The following is a 25,318-nucleotide window of genomic DNA, read 5'->3' on the forward strand; positions in this document are numbered from 1 at the left end:
CCAAAGCTCCCTTAATGCGATGCGACCTGGGTCGCGGTCTCGGCCGCGGCCAGGGCCGTGTCAAAGTTCGAAATCAGCGCAGCGGTCGAGGGCCCGATGATATCGGTGACCAGCGCGGGATAGACCCCCAGCAGGATGGTCATCACGATCAGCGGCGCAAAGATGGCGCGCTCGCGCGTGGTCATGTCGGTGATCGCCTTAAGGCTTTCCTTGATCAGGTCCCCGAATACCACCCGGCGATAGAGCCACAGCGCATAGCCCGCAGAGAAGATCACGCCCGAGGCGGCGACCGCCGCAACCCAGGTGTTCTTCTGGAAGGTGCCCATCAGGGTCAGGAACTCACCGATGAACCCGCTGGTGCCCGGCAGGCCCACATTGGCCATGGTGAACAGCATGAACACACGGGCATAGGTCGGCATCCGGTTCACCAGACCGCCATAGGCATCGATGTCGCGGGTATGCATCCGGTCATAGATCACACCCACACACAGGAACAGCGCCGCCGAGATGAAGCCGTGGCTGAGCATCTGGAAGATCGCCCCGTCGATACCCTGCTGGTTGGCGGCAAAGATGCCCATGGTGACAAAGCCCATATGCGCGACCGAGGAATAGGCGATCAGCTTCTTCATGTCCTCCTGCACCATCGCCACCAGCGAGGTGTAGACAACCGCGATGGCCGAGAGCCACAGGATCAGGTCGGTCATCACCTCGGCCCCCACAGGGAACATCGGCAAGCTGAAGCGCAGGAAGCCGTAACCGCCCATCTTCAACAGGATCGCGGCCAGCACCACCGAACCGGCGGTCGGCGCCTGCACGTGGGCGTCAGGCAACCAGGTATGCACCGGCCACATCGGCATCTTGACCGCGAAGCTGGCGAAGAAGGCCAGGAACATCAGGGTCTGCGCCCCGCCCAGCACATGCACGCCCAGCAGGCTGAAGCTCTCGGACGAGAACTGGTGCTTCAGCAGGAGGGCGATATCGGTGGTGCCGGCATCCGCATACATGGACACCATCGCCACCAGCATCAGCACCGAGCCGAGGAAAGTGTAGAGGAAGAACTTGAAGGAGGCATAGATGCGTTCCTTGCCGCCCCAGATCCCGATGATCAGGAACATCGGGATCAGGCCCGCCTCGAAGAACAGGTAGAACAGCACCAGGTCGAGCGCCATGAACACGCCCAGCATGAGCGTTTCCAGCAGCAGGAAGGCGATCATGTATTCCTTGACGCGGGTCGTGACCTCCCAGCTGGCCAGGATGGTCAGCGGCATGATGAAGGTAGTCAGCAGCACGAAGAGAACGCTGATCCCGTCAACGCCCATCTTGTATTTCAAACCCATCAGCCATTCACCCTCTTCCACCATCTGGAAGCCGGTGTCGGCCGGATCAAAGCCGGTATAGATGCCGATGGACACAAGGAAGGTCACACTGGTCGCAAACAGCGCCACCCATTTGGCATTGCGCTGGGCTGCGGCGTCCTCGCCCCGCAGGAACACGGCCAGGATCGCCGCGGCCAGGGCCGGGATGAAGGTGACAATGGAAAGAATGTTGTCCATCAGTGTGCGCCCCCGCCGATCGACATCCAGGTGACCAGGGCAGCAATGCCCAAGACCATCCAGAAAGCATAAGTAAAGATGTAGCCGGATTGAGCCTTGCCCGCGAGGCGGGTGAAATAGGGCACCACGCCCATGGCCACGCCGTTCAGGAAGCCGTCGATCGTGCCTCCGTCACCGCGTTTCCACAGGAACCGGCCCAGGGCCAGCGCCGGGCGGACAAAAATGGCGTCGTAGATCTCGTCGAAATACCACTTGTTCTTGAAGAACAGGTAGAGCGGACGTTGATTGGCCGCCAGCCGCTTGGGCAGCTCGGGATTGACGATATAGAACAGATAGGCCAGCGCCAGACCCAGCACCATGGCGATGAAGGGCGAGACCTTGACCCATTTCGGGGCCGCGTGGGCATCGTCCAGCACGTGGTTGTCCGGGCCGAAATATAGTGCGCCCTCGCCCGGAGCACCTGCAAAGCCCGCGTGATGCTCTCCCTCGGCCTTGCCATCCGTTGGCTCGGCGCCGTGACCGGTATCGGTGCTGCCATGGCCAGCCTCGCTGGTGGTTAAAGTATCGGTGTCCGTGGCGCCATGGGCCGCGTTCTGACCACCCGCCGCGGCCTCGGCCACCGGGATGCCATAGAACTTACCCACCTGATCGGCGTGGCCAAAGAAGTTGCCGTACCAGATCATGCCCGCAAACACCGCGCCCAGGCTGAGCACGCCCAGCGGCACCAGCATCACCTTGGGGCTTTCATGGGCGTGTTCGTGGGTATGTTTATCGCCCCGCGCCTCGCCGTAGAAGGTCAGGAACATCAGCCGCCAGCTGTAGAACGAAGTCATGAACGCCGCGATCACCAGCAACCAGAATCCGTAGGCGGACCCGCCCGCATAGGCGCTTTCGATGATCGCATCCTTGGACAGGAACCCGGCAAAACCGATGGTGGTCAGCGGGATGCCGACGCCGGTGATGGCCAGCGTGCCGATCATCATCGCCCAAAACGTATAGGGGATCTTTTTCCGCAGCGCGCCATAGTTCATCATATCCTGCTCGTGATGCATCGCATGGATGACCGAACCGGCGCCAAGGAACAAAAGCGCCTTGAAGAAGGCATGCGTGAACAGGTGGAACATCGCCGCCGAATACATGCCCACACCCGCGGCCACGAACATGTAGCCCAGCTGCGAACAGGTCGAATAGGCAATCACCCGCTTGATGTCGGTCTGCACCAGACCCACGGTCGCGGCGAAAAACGCGGTGGTGGCGCCCAGCACGGTTATGAACCCGGCCGCACCCGGCGCAAATTCATAGAGTGGCGACATACGGCAAACCAGGAACACGCCCGCGGTCACCATGGTGGCCGCGTGGATCAGCGCCGACACCGGGGTCGGGCCTTCCATCGCGTCGGGCAGCCAGGTGTGCAGGATCAGCTGCGCCGACTTGCCCATCGCGCCGATGAAGAGCAGAACGCCGATCACCTCGGCCGCGTTCCAATCGCGCCACAGGAAGGTCAGCTGCGTTTCGGCCAGCGTCGGCACGGCGGCGAAGATGTCAGAGAAGTTGATGCTGTCGACCAGGAAGAACAGGGCAAAGATACCCAGCGCAAAGCCGAAGTCGCCCACCCGGTTGACGATGAAGGCCTTCATCGCGGCCGCATTGGCGCTGGGTTTGCGATAGTAGAACCCGATCAACAGATACGAGGCGACGCCCACGCCCTCCCAGCCAAAGAACATCTGCACCAGGTTGTCCGCCGTCACCAGCATCAGCATGGCGAAGGTGAAGAAGGACAGATAGGCAAAGAAACGCGGCTTGTAGCTTTCGCCGGTACGCCATTGCGGGTCGTGATCCATGTAGCCGAAGCTGTAAAGGTGTACGAGCGCCGAGACGGTGGTGACCACGATCAGCATGATCGCGGTCAACCGGTCCAAACGGATCGACCACGAGGTCGAGAGCGAGCCGCTCTCGATCCAGCGCAGGATCTCGATCTGCTGGGTATGGCCGTCAAAGCCCAGGAACACGATCCAGCTGAGCGCACAGGCCAGGAACAACAGGCCCGTGGCGGTCCACATGGCGGCTTTCTCGCCGATGAACTTCCAGCCGAACCCGCACAGGATGGCGCCCACAAGCGGGGCAAAGAGGATGGTTGTTTCCATGATCCCTTACCCCTTCATCACGTTGACGTCTTCGACGTCGATGGTGCCGCGGTTGCGGAAGAAACAGACGAGGATGGCGAGGCCAATGGCGGCCTCGGCGGCAGCGACGGTCAGGACAAAGAGCGTGAAGACCTGCCCGACCAGATCGCCCAGAAAGGACGAGAAGGCCACCAGGTTGATATTCACCGCCAACAGCATCAGTTCGATGCTCATCAGCAGGACGATCACGTTCTTGCGGTTCAGGAAGAGACCGAAAATGCCGATGACGAACAACGTCGCCGCGACCGTTAGATAATGTTCAAGTCCGATCATTCGTCCATCCTGTCCTTCGCGCGGCACCGAAATCTTGCAAAGATTTCGGGCCGATTTTTTTGCAAAAAATCGGGTCGCTCACAGCCCCTGCCCCGGTTTCACGTCCTTGAGTTCCATCGCCTTGGTCGGGTCGCGCATCATCTGTGCGATGACGTCCTGACGCTTGACGTCCTGGCGGTGACGCAGGGTCAGCACGATGGCTCCGATCATCGCCACCAGCAGGATCAGACCGGCAAGCTGGAACAAAAGGAAGTATTGATCATAGATGATGAGACCCAGGGCCTCGGTATTGTGGCGATCCGCCGGCACCGGCTGGGCCAGATGTCCGGCCGCGCCCTCGGCGGTTTCCCAGGCGCCATAGGCCATGACGAACTGCATCAGGATCACCAGCCCGATCAGCAAGGCCAGCGGCATATAGCGCGCCATCTCGGCCTTCAGCTCGGCGAAATCCACGTCCAGCATCATCACGACGAACAGGAACAGCACCGCGACCGCCCCCACATAGACGATGACCAGCAGCATGGCCACAAACTCGGCCCCCAAGAGCACGAACAGCCCCGCCGACGAGATGAAGGCCAGGATCAGCCAAAGCACCGAATGCACCGGCTGGCGGCTGATCACGGTGAACAGCCCACCGGTGATGGCGCTGATGGCAAAGAGGTAAAACGCAAACACGCTCATTGATCATCGTCCCCATTATCGCCCATGACCTCTTGCGCCAGGTTCAGCGCGCGGGTCATGGCCGGAATGCCGGCAAAGACCGACATCTGTCCGATCGTTTCCACGATCTCTTGTTTCCTTGCCCCCGCTTCCAGCGCGTGGCGCACGGTCTGGCGCACGGCGGTATCCGCCTGGGCGCCCTGGCAGGTCAACCCCGCCAGAGTCAGCAGCAGCCGGGTCTTGGCATCCAGCCCGTCCTTGTTGACGGTATTGCCGAACATCAGCTCCATCACCTCTTTGGGCATGGTGGGCCACATCGCCTCGAACCCCTTGAAGGCCTCGGAGGGAGAGAAATTCTCGAAGCCCGGGTTGACCGCTTTGGCCATGGCCTGACTCTGCTCAATCAACTGTTCGAACAGTTTCGACATGTCGGTCATACAACACCTCTTCTGGCTTGTGGTTTGCCCATCCCGACCTCGGCCAGAAAATACCCCAGGAACGATCCCGGATCGGCCTCGCGCTCTTCCATCTGACCGCGAATTCTGCTGCCCCAGAGATGCACCGCCCAGGTGCGCTCGCTGAAGGCACGCGCGGCCACCTCGTAAGGGTCCCAGAACTGGCTCTTGTTCGAATACTGGATCGGAAAGATCACATCCTCGGCCAGCGCCTCGCCGGTCCGGTTATGGATCTGCAACAGATGCCGCAGCACGAAGGGGCCGCTATAGCGGCGCGCATGCATCTGGCCGCGATGCATCGGCGTGTCGGTGCGGCGCAACTCGCGGATACGGGCATTGACCTGCGCGCCATAGAACTGCTGCGGCTCGGGGAATTCGTCCTCTACAACGGCGATATAGTCGAGCAAGACCGGATCGTCGGGGGCGAAATACATGGTCGTGTTGGCGGGCAGATTGTCGTTGACCGCAAAGAACGAGCGTCGGATATCCGGGAACCGGTCCGAGACTGGTAGGAAATCGCTGTCGACCCAGGCCATGCTTTCCTGCCGGATCATGTGCAGACGGAAGATATCTGCCGCCATGGCACCCGGCAGGGCGCGCACGCCTTCGACGGCGCGGTCCGAGAGGTCCCGCTCCATCACCTCACGAGCATCCCGGAAAGGAATGTCCGAGGGCAGGTTTTCCGGTCTCTGATACCCGAACAGGGTCACATCCCAACCGGCCCGGACCATGTTCAGCATGCACATGGTCTCCATCCGCGGCAGGCGCGGGCCAAGCCAGAGCGTCCCCAGCGGCGGGGTCGTCTTGCCAGGGGCAATGGACAGGGTATCCGGCAGGACGGGTTTCATCTGTAGGGCGCATCCAGTTCCAGGTTGCGGGCAATCTCGGCCTCCCAGCGGTCGCCGTTCGACAGGAGTTTTTCCTTGTCATAGAACAGCTCTTCGCGGGTTTCGGTGGCGAACTCGAAATTCGGGCCTTCGACAATGGCATCGACCGGACAGGCCTCCTGGCAGAAGCCGCAATAGATGCATTTGGTCATGTCGATGTCATAACGCGTGGTGCGGCGGGAACCGTCCTCGCGCGGTTCGGCGTCGATGGTGATGGCCTGCGCCGGACAGATTGCCTCGCAGAGCTTGCAGGCGATGCAGCGTTCTTCGCCATTGGGATAACGGCGCAGCGCGTGTTCGCCGCGGAAACGAGGGGAAAGCGGCCCCTTTTCATGCGGATAGTTGATGGTCGCCTTGGGGGCGAAGAAATACTTCAGCCCCAGCTTCATGCCGCCCCAGAAATCCTGAAGCAGGAAGTATTTGGCGGCGCGGGTATAGTCGATATTCGCCATGATCAGCCCCCCACGGTCCAGCGGGCGAAGAGGCCCCAGAACCAGTCGAATTTCGCCGCAAAGGCCACGAACACCACCCAGACCAACGAGAACGGCAGGAAGACTTTCCAGCCCAGCCGCATCAGCTGGTCATACCGGTAGCGGGGCGTGATCGCCTTGACCATTGCAAAGAGGAAGAAGAAGAACGCCATCTTGGCGACCATCCACAGCACCCCATCGGGCAGGCCTGGAATGGGCGACAGCCAGCCGCCAAAGAACAACAGCGACGTCAGCGCGCACATCAGGAAGATGGCGATATATTCACCGGCCATGAACAGCAGGAAGGGCGTGGCGGAATATTCCACCTGATAGCCGGCCACCAGCTCCGATTCCGCCTCGGGCAGGTCAAAGGGCGGGCGGTTGGTTTCGGCCAGCGCCGAGATGAAGAACAGGAAGACCATCGGGAAATGCGGCAGCCAGTACCAGCCGAAAAAGCCCCAGCCCGTATCCTGCGCCCGCACGATATCGCCAAAGTTCATCGAGCCGGTGGACAGGATCACCCCGATGATGATGAGACCGATCGAGACCTCGTAAGAGATCATCTGCGCGGCAGACCGCAGCGAGCCCAGGAACGGATACTTCGAGTTCGAGGCCCAACCGCCCATGATCACGCCATAAACCTCAAGCGAGGAGACGGCGAACACATAGAGGATGGCCACGTTGATATCGCTCAGCACCCAGCCGTCGTTGAACGGGATCACCGCCCAGGCGATCATCGCCAGCACAAACGAGGTCATCGGCGCGAGGATGAACACCGTCCGGTCGGCGCCGGCGGGAATGACCACTTCCTTTACCACATATTTCAGTGCGTCGGCCACCGATTGCAGCAGGCCATAGACGCCCACCACATTGGGGCCCCGGCGCATCTGGACCGCGGCCCAGATCTTGCGGTCGCCATAGACGAGGAAGAGAAGCGAGATCATCACAAAGGCAACAACTGCAAGCACTTGTGCCAGGATGATCAGGGCTATGCCGCCTGGGGTGTTAAAGAATTCAGCCATAGGTCCTCACACCGTGGGTATTCCATTTTCGGCGCAGTGCGCGACCACGACTTCGGCGTCGATGGTCTTTGCCCCGCGCGGCAGGGATGGCGAGATGGTGTAAACAGCATCCGCCGCCCACACGCCACCCTTTTCATTCACATTCGTGCGCAAATGACGCGCAAAGCCGTAGCCCCGGATCAGGGCATATTGGGCCGCCGCGCATTCGGCATAGTCATCCAGATCGGCGGCGCTGCGCGCGCCGCTCATCCGCACCCCGAATTGCACCAGATCGCCCTCGAGCAGCGCGGTTTCGACGCCCATGTATTGGGGCGTGAAAAGCGAGACCTGATCCTGCGCCGGATCGGCGCAGGCCATCAGGGCCAGGAGCGATATGAGTGCGAGGCGGGTCATTCTGCGGCGATCTTCTCCGCCCGGCGCGCCTTAGCGGCGGCCGACAGTTCCGCCATCAGGGCGCTGGCCCGGGCAATCGGGTTCGACAGATAGAAATCGTCCACCGCGTTGCGGAAGCTGGCCGCGCCCAGCGGGCCCTGTTCCAGCGCTTGAGCGGCGTTTTCCGGCACCTGGTCGATCTGCGCCAGATGCGGCACCTCGGCCACCAGCGCCTGACGCAGCTGTGCCAGCGAATCGTAGGGCAGCGTGGCGCCCAGCTCGGCGCTCAGCGCCCTCAGGATGGCCCAGTTTTCCTTGGCCTCGCCGGGGGCAAAGCCCGCGCGCATCGCCAGTTGCGGGCGGCCTTCGGTGTTGACGAACAGGCCGTTTTCCTCGGTATAGGCGGTACCCGGCAGGATCACGTCGGCGCGATGCGCGCCCCGGTCACCATGGCTGCCCTGATAGATGACGAATGCACCGGCGTCGATTTCAACCTCGTCGGCGCCCAGGTTATAGATCACCTCGGCCCCGTCGATGGCGGCCTCGATGCCGCCCTCGGTCACCGCGCCGATATCCATGGCACCCACGCGGCCCGCCGCGCTGTGCAGCACCAACAGGCCCGAGCCCGAGATTTCGGCCATCTTCTGCGCCGCGGCCAGAACCGCCAGACCGTCGGCCTCGCGCAGGGCGCCCTGCCCCACGATCACCAGCGTCTTCTTGTTCTCGCGGGTCTGGTCCGAGACGCCCTGGGCGATCATGTCGGCCAGCGCCTTACGGTCGGTGCCTGCGTGGTAATAGTCATAGGTCAGATCGGCGGCGGGCCCGATCAGCGCCACTTCGGCGCCCCGGGTCCAGGCCTTGCGGATACGCGCGTTCAGCACCGGCGCCTCGTCGCGCGGATTGGTGCCAATGAGCAGGATCATTTCGGCGTCGTCGATATCATCGATGGCGGCGGTACCCACATAGGCACCCCGATTGCCGATCGGCAGGCGGGCATTGTCGACCCGGCATTCCACCTTGCCGCCCTGCCCCTCGACCAGCTGTTTCAGCGCAAAGGCGGCCTCGACCGGGACCAGATCACCAATCAGGCCAGCAAGTTTCTTGCCCTTCATCGCGGCAGCGGCGGCGATCAGCGCCTCGGGCCAAGTGGCGGGCTTCAGCTTGCCATCGACGCGCACATAAGGCCGGTCCAGCCGCTGGCGGCGCAGCCCGTCCCAGACAAAGCGGGTCTTGTCGCTGATCCACTCTTCGTTCACGCCGTCATGGTTGCGCGGCAGGATACGCATCACCTCGCGCCCCTTGGTATCGACCCGGATGTTCGATCCCAGCGCATCCATCACGTCGATGCTCTCGGTCTTGGTCAATTCCCAGGGACGGGCGGTGAACGCATAGGGTTTCGACGTCAGCGCACCCACCGGGCAAAGGTCGATGATATTGCCCTGAAGGTTCGAGTCCAGCGTCTGGTTCAGATAGCTGGTGATCTCGGCGTCCTCGCCCCGACCGGTCTGGCCCATCTGGGTGATGCCCGCCACCTCGGTGGTGAAGCGCACGCAGCGGGTGCAGGAAATGCAGCGCGTCATCGCGGTACCGACCAACGGACCAAGATCCAGATCGTCCACCGCGCGCTTGGCCTCGCGGAAGCGGCTGAAGTCGACGCCATAGGCCATTGCCTGGTCTTGCAGATCGCACTCGCCGCCCTGATCGCAGATCGGGCAATCCAACGGGTGGTTGATCAGCAGGAACTCCATCACACCTTCGCGGGCCTTCTTGACCATGGGCGAGTTGGTCTTGACCACCGGCGGCTGGCCTTCCGGCCCCGGGCGCAGGTCGCGCACCTGCATCGCGCAGGAGGCCGCCGGTTTCGGCGGGCCGCCCACGACCTCGACCAGGCACATCCGGCAATTGCCCGCGATCGACAGACGCTCGTGATAGCAGAAGCGCGGCACCTCGATCCCGGCCACTTCGCAGGCCTGAATCAGGGTCATCGCCCCGTCGACTTCGATCTCGTGCCCGTCGATGTTGATCTTGCGGAGGTCAGACATGATCTAATTCGCCCTCAGTAGCGCGCCGATTGCGCTTTTGTTCGAAATTTCCAGCCGGCCCAGTCGGCACAGGTCGCCCGGCGTGTCATAGTTGAGGCCCAGCTCGGCCATATAGACGCGGCCTCTGGCCCGCATCCGTTCTTTTTCGTCATCCGAGTCCAGCACCGCGCGGATTTCGTCGTCGGAATAGCCAAGTTCATTGGCCCTTGCCCGCAGCCGACGGATCTCGCCGATCCCTTTGAAAATGCGACCGTCGATATCGTCGCATTTCTTTCGGATTTCGTTCGCCACCACTATGGTGAAAATCCCGTCTGATATCTCGGGCACTTCGCGCAGTGGCGGTTTGGCTGCGGCCGCAGCCGCCGCGCCGAGACAGAGGGCCGTTGCGAATGCTGTGATTGCACGTTTAGACATGGAATATTCCTTTGATTTGGAAACACCAAATCGAGGCAACCCAGGGACGTTATTCAATAACGCCACGCCGGATCGGCAAGGATATGCCACAACCCGCGTCATGGCCGCTGGCAGGTTCCGCTGAAGGTCAGCTTGTCGTCGACAATGCGCAACTGCGCCGGATCGCTGTCCGGGCCAAGCGACCACTCGATCTCGGAGGTACCGTAGTTGCCGATGCAATACACCGTTCCACCATGCCGCCCGGCCTCACGCGCGTCATCAGGCGACTGGCTGGCCTTGTCCACGGTCACCGTGAAATCGGCCAGGCTGACCTTCTTGTCGATGGCTTTGGCCTTGACCGGAAAGTAGAACCCGCCGAACAGCAAGCGGTTTTCGCGCTTTTGCCACGAACAGCCCGAGGTAACCGCCAGTGCGACGGCAAGCCCGGCAAGACCTACCCGTCCTTTCAGCCTGGACATGGAAATATGCTGGCCGCCCATGTTTCTCACTCCGCCGCCATCGCGCCCGACCGGCCCGATTTCTGCGCCTTGATACGGTCCTCAATCTCGTCGCGGAAGTTGCGGATCAGGCCCTGGATTGGCCAAGCCGCCGCATCACCCAGAGCACAGATGGTGTGCCCCTCGACCTGCTTGGTCACGTCCCAGAGCATGTCGATCTCTTCCAGTTCGGCCTCGCCGCGCACCAGGCGGTCCATCACCCGCATCATCCAGCCAGTGCCTTCTCGGCAAGGGGTACACTGGCCGCAGCTTTCATGCTTGTAGAACTTGCTGAGCCGCCAGATCGCCTTCACGATATCGGTGGATTTGTCCATCACGATCACCGCCGCCGTGCCCAGGCCCGAGCCCAGTTCGCCGCGCAGGTAATCGAAATCCATGATCGCGTCCTTCATCTTTTCCCCGCGCACGCAGGGAACCGAGGAGCCACCTGGGATCACCGCCAGCAAGTTGTCCCAGCCGCCGCGAATGCCACCGCAATGGGTCTCGATCAGTTCCTGGAACGAGATCGACATCGCCTCTTCGACCACACAGGGGTTGTTCACATGGCCCGAAATGGCAAACAGCTTGGTGCCCGCGTTGTTCTGGCGGCCAAAGCCTGCAAACCATTCCGGCCCGCGCCGCAGGATGGTCGGCACAACCGCGATGGACTCGACGTTGTTGACCGTGGTCGGACAGCCATAAAGCCCCGCGCCCGCCGGGAAGGGCGGCTTCATCCGGGGCATGCCCTTCTTGCCTTCGAGGCTTTCGATCAGGGCTGTTTCCTCGCCACAGATATAGGCGCCCGCGCCGTGATGCAGGTAAAGGTCGAAATCCCAGCCCGACTTGGCGGCGTTCTTGCCCAACAGACCCGCGTCATAGGCCTCGTCAATCGCGGCCTGCAGCGCCTCGCGCTCGCGGATGTATTCGCCGCGAATGTAGATATAGCAGGCGTTTGCGTTCATCGCGAAACTGGCGATCAGGCAGCCCTCGATCAGCGTGTGCGGATCGTGACGCATGATCTCGCGATCCTTGCAGGTGCCCGGCTCGGATTCGTCGGCATTGACCACCAGATAGGACGGACGGCCATCGCTCTCCTTGGGCATGAAGGACCATTTCAGACCGGTGGGAAAGCCCGCGCCGCCGCGCCCGCGCAGCCCGCTGTCCTTCATCTGCTGGATGATCCAGTCCCGCCCCTTGGCGATGATGCCGGCGGTTCCGTCCCAATGGCCGCGTGCCATCGCGCCTTTCAGCGTGCGGTCGTGCATCCCGTAAAGATTGGTAAAGATCCGGTCCTGATCCTTCAGCATGCTTCCTGCCTACCTTTGGCTATCCTGACGCAGGCGCCAGAGTTGAAAAATGTTGATCACCGCATAGATGAACCCGGCAAGCGCGGCAAAATCGAAGAGCAGCGCGTACCGGCCCGGCAGCCCCAGCGCCGGACCGATGAACATCGACAGGACAAGCCACAGCACCATGGTCACGGCGATGACCAAGGCGATGTGGCGACCCTTGCGGGCAATGTCCTGTTCCAGTTTCTCGTCCATGTTTCCAGTGCGCGCCACGGGTCACGCCGTGGCACTGTTTCCTTCATATCGCCACGTGCCTTTGCGCGCGGCCAGTTCAGCTTCGCCTGGCAAGGCCTTGGACAGCTGAACCAATTTCATCTCTTCTGCGGTCTCGACTGTTGTCGCGACCGGCTCGGGTTCCGCTGCCGCGCTTGCCGCCGGTGCCGTCGGCGCCGGGGCGCTCGGGGCGACATCGGCCAGGGTTTGCGTGGCCAGTTCGGCCCGTTCCTGGGCCTCCTGCACCGCGCCGGACATCCGTCCGCCAAGGTAGCCGCCAGCGACAAAGGCCACCACACCTGCGATAGCGGCGGTCATGACACTTGTCTGACCAAACACCAGGATCACCCCCGCCACTACGAGCCCGCCATAGGCTGCCCGTTTCCAGACACGCGTGGTGTCCGCCGTTTTATCCGTTGAGGTCGTCATGGTGTGGTCTCCCTGTTGTCAGTTATTCGTCGTAGAATCCGTCCTTTTTCGCCCGTTTGGCAAATTCCGTTTCTTCACCCGCCGCCAGTTGACGGGCCTGTTCGACCCAGCCGTCCCGTTCGATCCGGCCCTTAAATTTCAGCCGCGCATCGACCCAGGCCACCTGCGCCGGGGTCCAGGCCGCGACCTGATCGAAATGGTGAAAGCCCAGCTCGTTAAGAAGAACTTCGAGTTTCGGCCCGACGCCCTTGAGCAGCTTGAGGTCGTCCGCCCCGCCCTCGCGCGCGGCGCTCAAGGTCAGGGGTTTTTCCTCACCCACCTCTTTCGTAGCCGTCTCGGGCTTAAACTTGGCCTCGGGTGTCTGCTTGACTGCCGGTTTCGGCGCGGCGGGTGCGGGCGGCGGGCTGACCTTGCCCGCACGGCTGGCAACCGTGCCATCCTTACCAATCCAGGGGGTCAGCAGCGGCACCTCGGTGCCGTCGATCCGCTTGACCGTATCGCCGATATCGGTGGCCAGCTGCACGCTGGCATTATAGCGGGTCTTGCCGCTGTCATAGTCGGTCAGGCTGCTCAGACCCTTGAGCGGTTCCGACGCGTAACGCCCATTCTGTGGACCCGGAACCGGCACCTTGCCAGCGGCCAGCTCGTCCAGAAGCTCACCGAACCGCTTGGCGGTCAGGTCCTCGTAATAATCCTTACCGATCTGCGCCATGGGCGCGTTGGTGCAAGACCCGAGGCATTCCACCTCTTCCCAGCTGAACTTGCCATCGGCAGACAGGGTATGTGGCTTGTCGGCGATCTTTTCCTTGCAGACCGCGATCAGGTCCTCGGCGCCGCAGATCATGCAGGAGGTGGTGCCGCAGATCTGGATATGCGCAACACTTCCAACCGGTTGCAGCTGGAACATGAAGTAGAAGGAGGCCACTTCCAGAACCCGGATGTAGGCCATGCCAAGCATATCGGCGATGGTTTCGATGGCGGGCCGGGTCAGCCAGCCCTCTTGCTCCTGCGCGCGCCACAAGAGCGGGATAACCGCGCTGGCCTGGCGGCCTTCGGGAAACTTGGTGACCTGCGCCTGCGCCCAAGCCAGGTTGGCGGGGGTAAAGGCGAAGCTGTCGGGCTGTTCGGGATGCAGACGGCGGAGCATTAGCGGTCGATCTCTCCAAAAACGATGTCCATCGTGCCGATAATGGCGGCGACGTCGGCCAACTGGTGGCCCTTGGCGACATGGTCCATCGCCTGAAGATGCAGATAGCCCGGCGCCCGGATCTTGGAGCGGTAGGGTTTGTTGGTGCCATCGGCCACCAAGTAAACGCCGAACTCGCCCTTGGGCGCCTCGACGGCGGCATAGACCTCGCCCGCGGGCACGTGGAACCCTTCGGTGTAGAGCTTGAAGTGATGGATCAGGCTTTCCATCGAGGTTTTCATGTCGCCGCGTTTCGGCGGGGTCAGCTTGCCGCGCGCCAGCACGTCGCCGGGGCAATCGCGCAGCTTGGCAATGGCCTGACGGATGATCGAGATCGACTGGCGCATCTCTTCCATCCGGCAAAGGTAACGGTCGTAGCAATCGCCGTTCTTGCCCACCGGCACCTGGAATTCGAATTCGTCATAGCACTCATAGGGCTGCGCACGGCGCAGGTCCCAGGCAAGACCCGAGCCGCGCACCATCACGCCCGAGAAGCCATACTCCAGGATCTCTTCCTCGGTCACCACCCCGATATCGCAGTTGCGCTGCTTGAAGATACGGTTCTCGGTCAACAGCCCGTCGATATCGTCGAGTACCTTAGGGAAGCTGTGGCTCCACGCTTCAATATCGTCCAACAGCGCGTCGGGCAGATCCTGATGCACCCCGCCGGGCCGGAAATAGGCCGCGTGCAGACGCGCACCACAGGCCCGCTCGTAAAACACCATCAGCTTTTCACGCTCTTCAAAGCCCCAGAGCGGCGGGGTTAGCGCGCCCACGTCCATCGCCTGGGTGGTCACGTTCAAGAGGTGGTTCAGGATACGGCCGATTTCGGAATAGAGCACCCGGATCAGGCTGCCCCGGCGCGGCACCTCGACGCCCGTCAACCGCTCGATCGCCAGACACCAGGCATGTTCCTGGTTCATCGGCGCCACGTAATCGAGCCGGTCGAAATACGGCAGGTTTTGCAGATAGGTACGGCTTTCCATCAGCTTTTCGGTGCCGCGATGCAACAGCCCGATATGCGGGTCGCAACGCTCGACGATCTCGCCGTCAAGCTCCAGCACCAGACGCAGCACGCCATGAGCCGCAGGGTGCTGCGGCCCGAAGTTGATGTTGAAGTTGCGGATCTTCTGCTCGCCCGTCAGCGCGTCCTCGAAGCCCTTGCCGCCATCCATCATCTGTCTCTCCTGTCCGGGCCATCCCGGATCACAATTCGCCCCAGAGCCTCGGCCCCAACGCTGGCGCGGTCAGCGCCGCTGGTTCTTTTTCGCCCCTGCCCGGATCCGGACGCGGTGCGTTTCGGCTGCCTTGATCGCGGCCCCAGCAAGGATCACCCCGAGTGCCGCCAGTGCTGTCAATTCCCCCAGGATCGCCGTCATCTCACCTGCGCTCCAACTCTTGCAGCTTGACCGCCATCCACCAAAGCAGCGCAATCGCCCCGATGGGAACCACGCAGACCAACGCCCAGTATTTGTCGATCCCGAAGTGAGGCAGCAGTTTCAACATCGGCACGATGGTCGCAACGGTCCACACGAGCCAGAAGAGGAATTCCATCACTTGGCCTCCTTCTTCTCATCCCCCGGAAGAATGTAGTTTGCGCCTTCCCAAGGGGACATGAAATCGAATTGCCTGTACTCCTGCACCAGGCTCACGGGTTCGTAGACCACCCGCTTTTCCGCCTCGTCATACCGCACCTCGGTATAGCCTGTGGTCGGGAAATCCTTGCGCAACGGATAGCCGCGAAAGCCATAGTCGGTCAGGATGCGGCGCAGGTCGGGGTGACCAGTGAACAGGATGCCGAACATGTCGAACACCTCGCGCTCGAACCAGTTGGCCGAGGGATGAACCCTCAAGATGGACGGAACCATCTCGTCTTCACGGATCGATACCCGCAGCCGGATACGCTGGTTCTGATACATGCTGAGGAAATGGTAGACCACATCGAACCGCTTGGCGCGCTCGGGGTAATCGACAGCGGTGATATCGACCAGGGTCGAGAACCGGCAAGATTGATTCGATTTCAGGAAATCGACAAATTCGACCAGGTTCGAAGGCGCCACGTCGACATTCAGCTCGCCAAAAGCGATGTCCCAGGACAACACGCAATCTGCGCGCTTAAGTTCCAGTTGCATGCCCAGTTCTGTCAGTGCTTCACTCATACCCGGGTCCCCTCAGCGCACGATGGTGCCGGTGCGGCGGATCTTGCGTTGCAGTTGCAACAGCCCATACAGCAGCGCCTCGGCGGTCGGCGGGCAGCCCGGCACATAGATGTCGACCGGCACGATCCGGTCACAGCCGCGCACAACGCTGTAGCTGTAGTGATAGTAACCGCCGCCATTGGCGCAGGAGCCCATCGAGATTACGTAGCGCGGCTCGGGCATCTGGTCATAGACCTTGCGCAGCGCGGGCGCCATCTTGTTGGTGAGCGTACCGGCAACGATCATCACGTCCGACTGGCGCGGCGAGGCGCGCGGCGCGATGCCAAAGCGTTCGGCGTCATAGCGCGGCATCGAGGTATGCATCATCTCGACCGCGCAGCAGGCCAGACCGAATGTCATCCAGTGCAGCGAGCCGGTACGCGCCCAGTTGATGATATCCTCGGTCGAGGTCAGCAGGAAACCCTTGTCCTGCAACTCGGCATTCAGGGCCTGGGTGGCGACTTCCTTGTCGACGCCCGCGGTATTGGCACCCGTCATCACTGCCATTCCAGCGCCCCTTTCTTCCATTCATAGGCAAAGCCGATGGTCAGCACGCCCAAGAACACCATCATCGACCAGAATCCCACATCGCTGATGTCCTTGAACCCCACGGCCCAAGGGAACAGAAAGGCGATTTCCAAGTCGAAGATGATAAACAGGATCGACACCAGATAGAACCGGACGTCGAATTTCATCCGCGCGTCGTCGAAGGCGTTGAACCCGCATTCATATGCGCTGACCTTTTCGGGATCGGGATTACGCACGGCCAGAACCACCGCAGCGAGAATCAGAACTATGCCAAGACCGGCTGCGACGACCAGAAACACGAGGATCGGGAGGTATTCCCGCAACAGCTCTTCCACGAGTGGCTCCTTTCCTGCGCGTCCCGTTTGGACGCACCGTCAATTGGCGTGTTGACTCGACCTTCTCTAACCGCGCCCGCGCAGAGGGTCAACTGAACGAAAGCCCGCAGCGACGCATATTTCGACGCAGGCAAACATAGTTTTTCGTGAATGTTATCAGTCCTAAATCCTGGGCGTGACTGGACCCTAAACCTGAGTATTCCATGCAGGTTTCCGTTTTTCAAAGAAGGCACCAATTCCTTCATGCGCCTCCTCGGTTTCCCATCGGTCCACCAGCGCCTGGATTGTCCGGTCGATCGCGGCATCGTCGATCCGTGGGCCCAGATCGCGGATCAGCGCCTTGGCCGAGGCAACCGCACCGGGCGCACAAGCGAGATAGGGGGCAACCTCCGCCTCGACGGCAGCCGAGAGTTCTTCGGCCGGGACCGCTCTGGCCAAAAGGCCCAGTTCAACCGCCTCAGACGCGCCAAATATCCTGCCCGACATGAACACCCGGCGGGCCCGCGCCTCACCCATGCGGGCAATGACATAGGGGCCGATGGTGGCCGGGATGATACCTAGGCGGGTTTCCGTCAGGCCCATTTTCAGGCTCTCCACTCCGATGGCGATATCGCAGACGCTGGCCATCCCCACCCCGCCGCCAAAGGCATTGCCCTGTACCGCGCCGATCAGCGGCTTGGGCAGGGTATTGAGGGCCTGAAGCATCTCGGCAAGCTTGCGCGCCTCGACAAAGCGGGTGGCGGCATCCGCCGCCATCTGCGCCTGCATCCAGGCCAGATCGCCCCCGGCGCAGAATGTCTTGCCCGCGCCGGTCAGAACCACGACGCGCACAGCCTCATCCACCGCCAGTTCCCCGGCCGCCCGGGTCAGGTCCGCCAGCATCTGTGCCGACATCGCATTATGCTTGTCCACCCGGTTCAGGGTAAGCGTTGCAACGCCGCGCGGGTCGGTCTCGATTGTGATGGTCTGATACATGGTCACTCCTCAACAGCCGCCTTGCGGCAGGTAAATCAGGGCTAAACTGACACTCTGGTTCAGGCGGCCCGCATGTTGCGGGCCATCTCTGCCGCTTCTTCGATAACGCCCATATCCAGCCCGGTCCGATAGCCGAGACGTTCCAGATGGGCAGCGACCGCCTCGGTCGCGACGTTGCCCGCAGCGCCCGGAGCATAAGGGCAGCCCCCAAGCCCACCAACTGCCGCATCGAACACACGCACGCCCAGCGCCAGCGAGGCGTCGATATTGGCCAGCGCCCGGCCTGCGGTGTCGTGGTAGTGCCCGGCCAGTCGCGTAACAGGAACCCTTTCGCGCACCGCCAACAGCATCCGCGCGATCTTGTCGGGCGTTGCCTGCCCGATGGTGTCCCCCAGCGAAATCTCGTAGCAGCCCAGCGAGAACAAACGGTCGGCCACCTCGGCCACCTTTTCCGGCGGCGTCGGCCCGTCATAGGGGCAATCCGTCACGCAAGAGACATAGCCGCGCACCGGCAGGTCGATATGACGCGCAGCCTTCAGGATCGGCTTGAACCGCTCGATGCTCTCTTCGATCGTGGCATTGATATTGGCCTTCGAAAACCCCTCGGACGCCGAGGCGAAAATCGCGATTTCATCCGCCTTGGCCGCAAGCGCGTCCTCGTATCCCCGCATGTTGGGGGTCAGCGCAGCATATCTGATACCATCGCCGCGTGTGATGCCTGCCAGCACCTCGGCCGAGCCCGCCATCTGCGGCACCCACTTGGGTGAAACGAAGCTTGCCACCTCGATCCGGTTGAACCCTGCCCGGCTCAGGCAGTCCACCAGGGCGACCTTGTCCTTTACAGGGATCTCGCGCTTTTCGTTTTGCAGCCCGTCGCGCGGACCCACCTCGAAAATCTCGACAAAATCGCCCATCTGCGTACTCCTGCTTCGTTCTGGTTCAGGACACCATTAGCACGACGGAAATGAACCGTCGTGCGCTCATTCGTCCTCGGGTTCCAACCGGACCAGAGCGGCCCCGGCCTCGACCTGCGATCCGGCCTCGGCAAGCACTTCTGCCACCACGCCGTCGCGCGCGGCCAGCAGCGAATGCTCCATCTTCATCGCTTCGAGAATGGCCAGCCTGTCGCCCTCCCGGACCTCCTGTCCGGCGGTGGCAAAGACCGCCTTTACCAGACCGGGCATCGGCGCAAGGATCACGTTGGTATCGCCACCCGCGCTGCTTTCCCGCGCCAGCGGATCGACCAGACCAAAGCGATAGCCATTGCCCCAGAACACGGTCAGCTCATCCCGCCCCCGGGCAACCCGCGCCTGTACCCGCGTGGCGTCGACCCACCACAGGCCACCCTTGTGTTCCACCCGGTGCCGCATGCCGTCGCCCAGCGCCACATCGAACTGCCCCGGACCGCTGACCAGAACGCGGGCCGAGAATTCCTCGTCATGGTGGGTCAGGGTCACATCCCAGCCCAGCGGTCCCCACAACGTGAAGCCGCCCAATTCACCCGCGCCCTCATGCAGGCCCAGCGCCGCCAGTGCCGCGATCGAGCGCGCCTTGGTGCAGGCCACCGGCGCGGCGGTCAGGCTGTCGGCCTCGCGCCCGATCAGCCCGGTGTCGACATCGCCCCGCACAAAATCCGGCTGGCAGGCCAAAAGCCGCAGGAAGGACACGTTGGTGACCGTGCCGCCGATATCGGTCCAGCGCAGCGCCCGTTCCAACTGACGCAGGGCCGCACCACGGGTCGGGCCATGCACGGTGATCTTTGCGATCATCGGGTCATACCAGGGGCTGATCGTATCGCCCGCGCGCACGCCGCTGTCGATGCGGGCGCCCGCCGGAAACTCCAGATGGCTGAGCGTGCCGGTGGCGGGCAGGAACCCCTTCGGCACATCCTCGGCATAGATCCGCGCCTCGAACGCATGACCGTTGATCGACAGATCCGCCTGCCGGGCGGGCAGGCTCTCGCCTGCAGCCACCCGCAACTGCCATTCGACAAGGTCGACGCCGGTGATCGCCTCGGTCACCGGATGTTCCACCTGAAGACGGGTGTTCATCTCCATGAACCAGAACCGGTCGGCGCGCAGCCCTTCGGAGGCGTCGACGATGAATTCAACCGTCCCGGCGCCCTTGTACCCGATGGCCTCGGCGGCGCGCACGCCCGCCTGGCCCATCGCCGCGCGCATTTCCTCGGTCATGTCGGGTGCGGGTGCTTCCTCAATCACCTTCTGATGGCGCCGTTGCAGTGAGCAGTCGCGTTCGAACAGATGCACCGCATGGGTGCCGTCTCCAAACACCTGCACCTCGATATGCCGGGGCTTCGAGACATATTTCTCGATCAGCACGGCATCGTTGCCAAAGGCGGTCTTCGCCTCGCCCCGCGCGCTGTCGAGCGCGGCGGCAAAGTCCTGCGGCCGTTCGACCAAACGCATGCCCTTGCCACCGCCGCCCGCGACCGCCTTGATCAGTACCGGATAACCGATGGTATCAGCCGCCCCGGAAAGGTGCTCGGGGTCCTGGTTGGCGCCGTGATAGCCGGGCACGACGGGCACGCCCGCCTCCTGCATCAGCGCCTTGGCCGCATCTTTCAGCCCCATCGCGCGGATCGCCTTGGCCGACGGGCCGATAAAGGTCAGGCCCGCCGCCTCGACCGCATCCACGAAACCGGGGTTCTCGGACAGAAACCCGTATCCGGGGTGGATGGCCTGAGCACCGGTATCCAGCGCCGCCTGAATGATCACTTCACCCTTCAGATAACTGTCCGCCGGGGCCGCGCCGCCGATGTGGACAGCCTGGTCCGCCATCGCCACATGTTTGGCGCCGGCATCGGCATCGGAGTAAACCGCAACGCAAGCCACGCCCAAGCGTTGCGCCGTTTCCATCACTCGGCAGGCGATTTCGCCCCGGTTCGCAATCAGGATCTTGTCGAACATCTAGCTCTTCCTTCTGTCCCAGCCGCCCGCAAGCAGGGCCTCGGCCTCGTGGGCCATCTGTTTCATGATTTCCGCCGCGGGGGCGCTGCCGTTGACCAGCCCGATCCCCTCGCCCAGCACCGGATTGGCGACCGACGGGTCACCCACCGCCAGCCCTTCGGCCCAGGCCGCGTGCTGCGCCGGATCGGCGCGAAGCCCGTCCAGATCACCCTGCCAGCGCGCGGTGAATGCATTGTCGAGAACGCGGATCCGGAACCGCTCGGGCCAATCATAACCGCGCACGATATCGACCACCTTGGTGGCAACGGTCTGATCCCCGCTGGCCGCAATACCCGCCTGCTGAAACTGCGGCGGGATCAGCGCCTCGTCGCTCAGACAGAACCGCGTCCCCACCAGCACCCCGTCAGCGCCCAGCATCAAGGCCGCAGCCAGGCCCCGCCCGTCGGCTATTCCACCGGCGGCCAGCAGAAGCGTTTCAGGAGAACCCGTCCGCAACAGATCCGCCACTTCGGGCACCAGCGTCAGGGTCGCCCGGTTGGCGCCATGGCCCCCGGCTTCGCCTCCCTGGGCCACGATCACCCGCGCCCCGGCCTCGACCGCCTGGCGCGCATCATTCAGCGTCTGTACCTGACAGATCAGCGCCGCCCCGGCCGCATGGATCCGTTCAGCAAAGGGCCGAGGGTCGCCAAAGGACAGAAACACCGCCCGCGGCCCATGATCCAGCGCCGCATCCAGCACCTGCGGCGCTTCTGCCAATCGCCAGGTGATGAAACCGCAGCCAACGGCGGTATTCCCGGCATTGGCGAATTCGGTTTCGATCCAGTCGACCTCGCAATAGCCGCCGCCGATCAGACCCAGACCGCCCGCCCGCGACACCGCCGCTGCCAGTCGCCCACCAGCCACCTTGGCCATCGGGGCCGATACGATCGGATAGTCCAGTCCGAAGGTCTCGGTAAGCCTTGTTCGTATCATGTCGCACCTCTCGTGTTGGTCAGATCCACAGAGCAGCTAGGGGCCACAGGATCGGCGGCAACCGCGACGGGGGCGCTGCCCCCCGACCCCCAGAGTGCTTTGCGCGAAATGAAGCTCACATCCGGAACACGCCGAAACGTGTCTCCTCGATGGGTGCGTTCAGCGCGGCGCTGAGCGACAGGGCCAGCACGTCGCGGCTCTTGCGGGGGTCGATGATGCCATCATCCCAAAGCCGGGCGCTGGCATAGAGCGGGTGCGACTGGCGCTCGAACATCTCCAGCGTCGGGCGTTTGAACTCGGCCTCTTCCTCAGCCGACCAACTGCCGCCTGCCCGCTCGATCCCGTCCCGCTTGACGGTGGCCAGAACCCCCGCCGCCTGTTCGCCGCCCATCACCGAGATACGGCTGTTGGGCCAGGTCCACAGGAAGCGCGGCTGATAGGCGCGGCCCGCCATGCCATAGTTGCCCGCGCCAAACGAGCCGCCCACCAGCATGGTGATCTTGGGTACGCTGGTGGTGGCGACCGCCGTCACCATCTTGGCGCCGTGGCGCGCAATACCTTCGTTCTCGTATTTGCGGCCTACCATGAAACCGGTGATGTTTTGCAGGAACACCAGCGGGATCTTGCGCTGGCTGCACAGTTCCACGAAATGCGCCGCCTTCTGCGCCGCCTCGCTGAAGATCACGCCATTATTGGCGATGATGCCGATCGGGCAACCCTTGAGATGGGCAAAACCGCAGACGATGGTCTCGCCAAAGCGCGGCTTGAACTCGTCAAAGCGCGAACCGTCGACCAGCCGCGCGATCACCTCGCGGATGTCATAGGGGGTTTTCAGGTCGGCGGGCACCACGCCCAGGATTTCCTCGGGATCGTATGCCGGTTCCTCGGGGCTGGCCCAGTCCACCGTCAGCGGCTTGCTGCGGTTGAGCGAACGCACGGCACGGCGCGCCAGCGCCAGCGCGTGGGCGTCATCCTCGGCCAGGTAATCGGCCACGCCCGACAGGCGCGTGTGCACGTCGCCGCCGCCGAGATCTTCGGCGCTGACCACCTCACCCGTCGCCGCCTTGACCAGCGGAGGACCGGCCAGAAAGATGGTGCCCTGTTCCTTGACGATGATGGTGACGTCGGACATGGCGGGAACATATGCGCCACCTGCGGTGCAGGAGCCCATCACAACCGCGATCTGCGGGATGCCCTTGGCGCTCATCCGCGCCTGGTTATAGAAGATGCGGCCAAAGTGGTCGCGGTCCGGGAACACTTCGTCCTGGTTGGGCAGGTTGGCGCCGCCGCTGTCCACCAGATAGATGCAGGGCAGGTTGTTTTCCTCGGCGATCTCCTGCGCGCGCAGGTGCTTCTTGACCGTCATCGGGTAATAGGTGCCGCCCTTTACCGTGGCGTCGTTGCAGACGACCATGACCTCCTGCCCCTCGACCCGTCCGATCCCGGCGACGACACCGGCAGCGGGGGCCGCGTTGTCATACATGTCATGGGCTGCGGTGGCGCCGATTTCGAGGAAGGGCGAGCCCGCGTCGAGCAGGTTGGCCACCCGGCGGCGCGGCAGCATCTTGCCCCGGCTTTCATGGCGGGCCCGCGATTTCTCGCCGCCGCCCAGACGCGCGGCCTCGGCCGCCGCCCCGATCTGCGCCAGCGCCTCCAGATGCGCGGCGCGGTTCGCCTTGAAGCCCTCGGAGGCGGGCATGGCCTTGGATGTGAGTTTCATGGATTGGCCTCCAGTTCTGCCGCTGCGCGGCGCTTCAATTCCTTGCGGATCACTTTGCCTGTCACCGTCATCGGCAGCGCGTCCAGAAACGCCACCTCGCGCGGGTAAGAGTATTGGGCAAGCCGGTCTTTGACCCAGGCTTGCAGTTCTTCGGCGCTGGCCCGGGCGCCCGGTTTCAGCACTACATAGGCCTTGACGATCTCGGTCCTGAGCGGGTCGGGCTTGCCCACAACGCCCACGGTTGCGACGCCCGGATGGGTCAGCAGGCAATCCTCGATCTCCGCCGGGCCGATGCGGTAGCCGGCCGAGGTGATCACGTCATCCTCGCGCCCGACAAAGCGGAGGTAGTCGCCCTCCCACACGCCGCGGTCTCCGGTCACCAGCCAATCGCCGCGAAACTTCTCGGCGGTGGCCGCCGGGTTGCGCCAGTATTCCAGCAGCATCGAGGCCGAACCGCGCCGCACGGCGACATCGCCCTCGCCCTTCGTGGGCTGGCCCGCACCGTCGATCACCGCCACCTCGTGCCCTGGCACCGGTTTGCCGATACAGCCCGGACGCACCGGGAAATCGGCGGCACAGGAGGACACGGTCATGTTGCATTCGGTCTGGCCGTAGAATTCGTTGATCGTCAGGCCAAAGGCACCCTCGCCCCAGGCCAGCATCTCGGCCCCCAGCGGTTCACCGCCCGAGGCGACCGAGCGCAAGCCGGGAATGCCCTGATCCGCCGCCTTGAGCATTCGGAGCGCAGTGGGCGGAAAGAACACGTTTTTCACCCCGCCGCGCGCAATCACATCGGCGCAGGCCCCTGCGCTGAACTTGTCCAGCCGCGCGGCCACCACCGGAATGCCCAGCGCCAGCCCCGGCATGAGCACGTCAAAGAGACCGCCAATCCAGGCCCAGTCTGCGGGCGTCCACAGGCAATCGCCCGGGCGCAGGTGGTTGTGGCTGATCGAGACGCCCGGCAAATGGCCGGTCAGCACCCGGTGGCCATGCAGCGCGCCCTTGGCCCGGCCCGTCGTGCCCGAGGTATAGATCAGCACCGCCGGATCCTCGGGCCTTGTATCGGCCTGCGGCACAGTCGCGCCCTGCACCCCGATCTCGGCCGCCATCAGCGGGGTCGCCAGATCGCCCAGCAGGGTCGCGCCCTCGGCATCGGTCAGCACCAGACGCGCGCCGGAATCCTCCAGACGGCTGCGCAATGCGTCGCGCTGGAACAGCTGGAACAGCGGCACCGAAATGGCGCCGATATGCCAGAGCGCCAGATGCGCGGCCGCGCACCAGGGCGACTGGCTGAGCAGCACGCCGACCCGGTCGCCCGGCGCCACGCGCGGCAGCAACGCCCGCGCCAGCCCCTGCACCATGCCCGTCAGTTCGCCATGAGTGATGTCGCGCCGCGCGGGTCCGGTCAGGTCGATGATGGCCAGCGCATCGGCAGGTTGCGAAAGGCATTGCCGCGCCATGTTCAGACGCTCGGGTAAATCCCAGCCCCTGTCGGGGCGCAATCCCGGTATGCGCGCCGCAAGTGTCATTGGAACACCCTGCCGAAAGGTCCTTGTTCACAAGGGGTTTCAAACGCATTTTTCAAATAAACATAATTGGTTACGCGGGGAAACTTCACCAGCTTTTGATCCAGATCAGAGAATCTGCATATGACCGGGCGCAGAACCGGGGCGTCAACT

At 63.1% G+C, this 25,318-nt stretch carries 28 protein-coding genes; all 28 read right to left on the reverse strand.

Translation table 11 applies throughout. From position 1 onward, the window contains the following. Positions 1-11: 11 nt before the first annotated feature. Positions 12-1,553, reverse strand: coding sequence for an NADH-quinone oxidoreductase subunit M (locus OEZ49_RS12010; RefSeq protein ID WP_263388537.1), 1,542 nt, complete (start codon positions 1,551-1,553; stop codon positions 12-14). Next, positions 1,553-3,697 carry an NADH-quinone oxidoreductase subunit L gene (gene nuoL, locus OEZ49_RS12015; protein ID WP_263388538.1) on the reverse strand — a complete coding sequence of 715 codons (2,145 nt, stop codon included), beginning with the start codon at positions 3,695-3,697 and terminating at the stop codon, positions 1,553-1,555. The genes OEZ49_RS12010 and nuoL overlap by 1 nt, the downstream gene beginning before the upstream one ends. Before the next feature lie 6 nt (positions 3,698-3,703). Next, positions 3,704-4,009 (reverse strand): NADH-quinone oxidoreductase subunit NuoK, encoded by a 306-nt coding sequence (gene nuoK / locus OEZ49_RS12020; protein WP_011048465.1) that lies wholly within the window; start codon positions 4,007-4,009, stop codon positions 3,704-3,706. Positions 4,010-4,087: 78 nt separating this feature from the next. Beyond that, positions 4,088-4,690 carry an NADH-quinone oxidoreductase subunit J gene (locus tag OEZ49_RS12025; RefSeq protein ID WP_263388539.1) on the reverse strand — a complete coding sequence of 201 codons (603 nt, stop codon included), beginning with the start codon at positions 4,688-4,690 and terminating at the stop codon, positions 4,088-4,090. Further along, positions 4,687-5,106, reverse strand: coding sequence for a carboxymuconolactone decarboxylase family protein (locus tag OEZ49_RS12030; RefSeq protein ID WP_011048467.1), 420 nt, complete (start codon positions 5,104-5,106; stop codon positions 4,687-4,689). The genes OEZ49_RS12025 and OEZ49_RS12030 overlap by 4 nt, the downstream gene beginning before the upstream one ends. Continuing rightward, positions 5,103-5,972 (reverse strand): hypothetical protein, encoded by an 870-nt coding sequence (locus tag OEZ49_RS12035; protein WP_263388540.1) that lies wholly within the window; start codon positions 5,970-5,972, stop codon positions 5,103-5,105. Before OEZ49_RS12035 ends, OEZ49_RS12030 begins: the two co-directional genes overlap by 4 nt. Next, positions 5,969-6,463, reverse strand: a complete 495-nt coding sequence (gene nuoI / locus OEZ49_RS12040; protein WP_263388541.1) for an NADH-quinone oxidoreductase subunit NuoI — start codon at positions 6,461-6,463, stop codon at positions 5,969-5,971. The genes OEZ49_RS12035 and nuoI overlap by 4 nt, the downstream gene beginning before the upstream one ends. Positions 6,464-6,465: 2 nt before the next feature. Beyond that, positions 6,466-7,503 (reverse strand): NADH-quinone oxidoreductase subunit NuoH, encoded by a 1,038-nt coding sequence (gene nuoH, locus OEZ49_RS12045; RefSeq protein WP_263388542.1) that lies wholly within the window; start codon positions 7,501-7,503, stop codon positions 6,466-6,468. 6 nt (positions 7,504-7,509) lie between these two features. Next, positions 7,510-7,896 carry a hypothetical protein gene (locus tag OEZ49_RS12050; protein WP_263388543.1) on the reverse strand — a complete coding sequence of 129 codons (387 nt, stop codon included), beginning with the start codon at positions 7,894-7,896 and terminating at the stop codon, positions 7,510-7,512. Beyond that, positions 7,893-9,917 carry an NADH-quinone oxidoreductase subunit NuoG gene (gene nuoG, locus OEZ49_RS12055; RefSeq protein ID WP_263388544.1) on the reverse strand — a complete coding sequence of 675 codons (2,025 nt, stop codon included), beginning with the start codon at positions 9,915-9,917 and terminating at the stop codon, positions 7,893-7,895. Before nuoG ends, OEZ49_RS12050 begins: the two co-directional genes overlap by 4 nt. Positions 9,918-9,920: 3 nt before the next feature. Continuing rightward, positions 9,921-10,331 carry a DUF5333 domain-containing protein gene (locus OEZ49_RS12060; protein ID WP_263388545.1) on the reverse strand — a complete coding sequence of 137 codons (411 nt, stop codon included), beginning with the start codon at positions 10,329-10,331 and terminating at the stop codon, positions 9,921-9,923. 98 nt (positions 10,332-10,429) lie between these two features. Further along, a complete protein-coding gene (locus tag OEZ49_RS12065) occupies positions 10,430-10,789 on the reverse strand; it encodes a hypothetical protein (RefSeq protein WP_263388546.1) in 360 nt (119 codons plus the stop codon). A gap of 26 nt (positions 10,790-10,815) precedes the next feature. Continuing rightward, a complete protein-coding gene (nuoF, locus tag OEZ49_RS12070) occupies positions 10,816-12,114 on the reverse strand; it encodes an NADH-quinone oxidoreductase subunit NuoF (RefSeq protein WP_263388547.1) in 1,299 nt (432 codons plus the stop codon). Positions 12,115-12,123: 9 nt separating this feature from the next. Beyond that, the gene (locus OEZ49_RS12075; RefSeq protein ID WP_164129243.1) at positions 12,124-12,351 is read right to left on the reverse strand and encodes a DUF5337 domain-containing protein; all 228 of its coding nucleotides are present in this window, start codon (positions 12,349-12,351) and stop codon (positions 12,124-12,126) included. Positions 12,352-12,372: 21 nt separating this feature from the next. Continuing rightward, positions 12,373-12,798: a hypothetical protein gene (locus OEZ49_RS12080; RefSeq protein WP_263388548.1), complete on the reverse strand. Its 426-nt coding sequence runs from the start codon at positions 12,796-12,798 to the stop codon at positions 12,373-12,375. Positions 12,799-12,820: 22 nt separating this feature from the next. After that, entirely contained in the window at positions 12,821-13,945 is a 1,125-nt protein-coding gene (gene nuoE, locus OEZ49_RS12085; RefSeq protein ID WP_263388549.1) for an NADH-quinone oxidoreductase subunit NuoE, read from the reverse strand. Beyond that, positions 13,945-15,159 (reverse strand): NADH-quinone oxidoreductase subunit D, encoded by a 1,215-nt coding sequence (locus OEZ49_RS12090; RefSeq protein ID WP_263388617.1) that lies wholly within the window; start codon positions 15,157-15,159, stop codon positions 13,945-13,947. The genes nuoE and OEZ49_RS12090 overlap by 1 nt, the downstream gene beginning before the upstream one ends. 72 nt (positions 15,160-15,231) lie before the next feature. Then, on the reverse strand, positions 15,232-15,363 hold the full coding sequence (locus OEZ49_RS12095; protein ID WP_263388550.1) for a hypothetical protein: 132 nt from the start codon (positions 15,361-15,363) through the stop codon (positions 15,232-15,234). A gap of 1 nt (position 15,364) precedes the next feature. Then, complete coding sequence (locus OEZ49_RS12100) at positions 15,365-15,538, reverse strand: hypothetical protein (protein ID WP_263388551.1); 174 nt, start codon at positions 15,536-15,538, stop codon at positions 15,365-15,367. After that, the gene (locus tag OEZ49_RS12105) at positions 15,538-16,143 is read right to left on the reverse strand and encodes an NADH-quinone oxidoreductase subunit C (protein ID WP_263388552.1); all 606 of its coding nucleotides are present in this window, start codon (positions 16,141-16,143) and stop codon (positions 15,538-15,540) included. Before OEZ49_RS12105 ends, OEZ49_RS12100 begins: the two co-directional genes overlap by 1 nt. Before the next feature lie 12 nt (positions 16,144-16,155). Then, positions 16,156-16,689, reverse strand: a complete 534-nt coding sequence (locus OEZ49_RS12110) for a NuoB/complex I 20 kDa subunit family protein (RefSeq protein ID WP_030003237.1) — start codon at positions 16,687-16,689, stop codon at positions 16,156-16,158. Beyond that, the gene (locus OEZ49_RS12115) at positions 16,680-17,045 is read right to left on the reverse strand and encodes an NADH-quinone oxidoreductase subunit A (RefSeq protein ID WP_263388553.1); all 366 of its coding nucleotides are present in this window, start codon (positions 17,043-17,045) and stop codon (positions 16,680-16,682) included. Before OEZ49_RS12115 ends, OEZ49_RS12110 begins: the two co-directional genes overlap by 10 nt. A 186-nt stretch (positions 17,046-17,231) precedes the next feature. Continuing rightward, positions 17,232-18,020: a crotonase/enoyl-CoA hydratase family protein gene (locus tag OEZ49_RS12120; RefSeq protein WP_263388554.1), complete on the reverse strand. Its 789-nt coding sequence runs from the start codon at positions 18,018-18,020 to the stop codon at positions 17,232-17,234. Positions 18,021-18,079: 59 nt separating this feature from the next. Then, positions 18,080-18,934 (reverse strand): hydroxymethylglutaryl-CoA lyase, encoded by an 855-nt coding sequence (locus OEZ49_RS12125; protein WP_263388555.1) that lies wholly within the window; start codon positions 18,932-18,934, stop codon positions 18,080-18,082. Between the two features lie 66 nt (positions 18,935-19,000). Then, positions 19,001-20,947, reverse strand: coding sequence for an acetyl-CoA carboxylase biotin carboxylase subunit (locus OEZ49_RS12130; protein ID WP_263388556.1), 1,947 nt, complete (start codon positions 20,945-20,947; stop codon positions 19,001-19,003). Continuing rightward, positions 20,948-21,919 carry an NAD(P)H-dependent flavin oxidoreductase gene (locus OEZ49_RS12135; protein WP_263388557.1) on the reverse strand — a complete coding sequence of 324 codons (972 nt, stop codon included), beginning with the start codon at positions 21,917-21,919 and terminating at the stop codon, positions 20,948-20,950. It abuts the gene before it with no gap. Between the two features lie 115 nt (positions 21,920-22,034). Then, the gene (locus OEZ49_RS12140; protein ID WP_263388558.1) at positions 22,035-23,639 is read right to left on the reverse strand and encodes a carboxyl transferase domain-containing protein; all 1,605 of its coding nucleotides are present in this window, start codon (positions 23,637-23,639) and stop codon (positions 22,035-22,037) included. Further along, positions 23,636-25,168: an AMP-binding protein gene (locus OEZ49_RS12145; RefSeq protein WP_263388559.1), complete on the reverse strand. Its 1,533-nt coding sequence runs from the start codon at positions 25,166-25,168 to the stop codon at positions 23,636-23,638. The genes OEZ49_RS12140 and OEZ49_RS12145 overlap by 4 nt, the downstream gene beginning before the upstream one ends. Between the last annotated feature and the right edge of the window lie 150 nt (positions 25,169-25,318).

This window comes from Ruegeria marisflavi, assembly GCF_025673445.1.
Taxonomy (GTDB): domain Bacteria; phylum Pseudomonadota; class Alphaproteobacteria; order Rhodobacterales; family Rhodobacteraceae; genus Ruegeria_B; species Ruegeria_B marisflavi.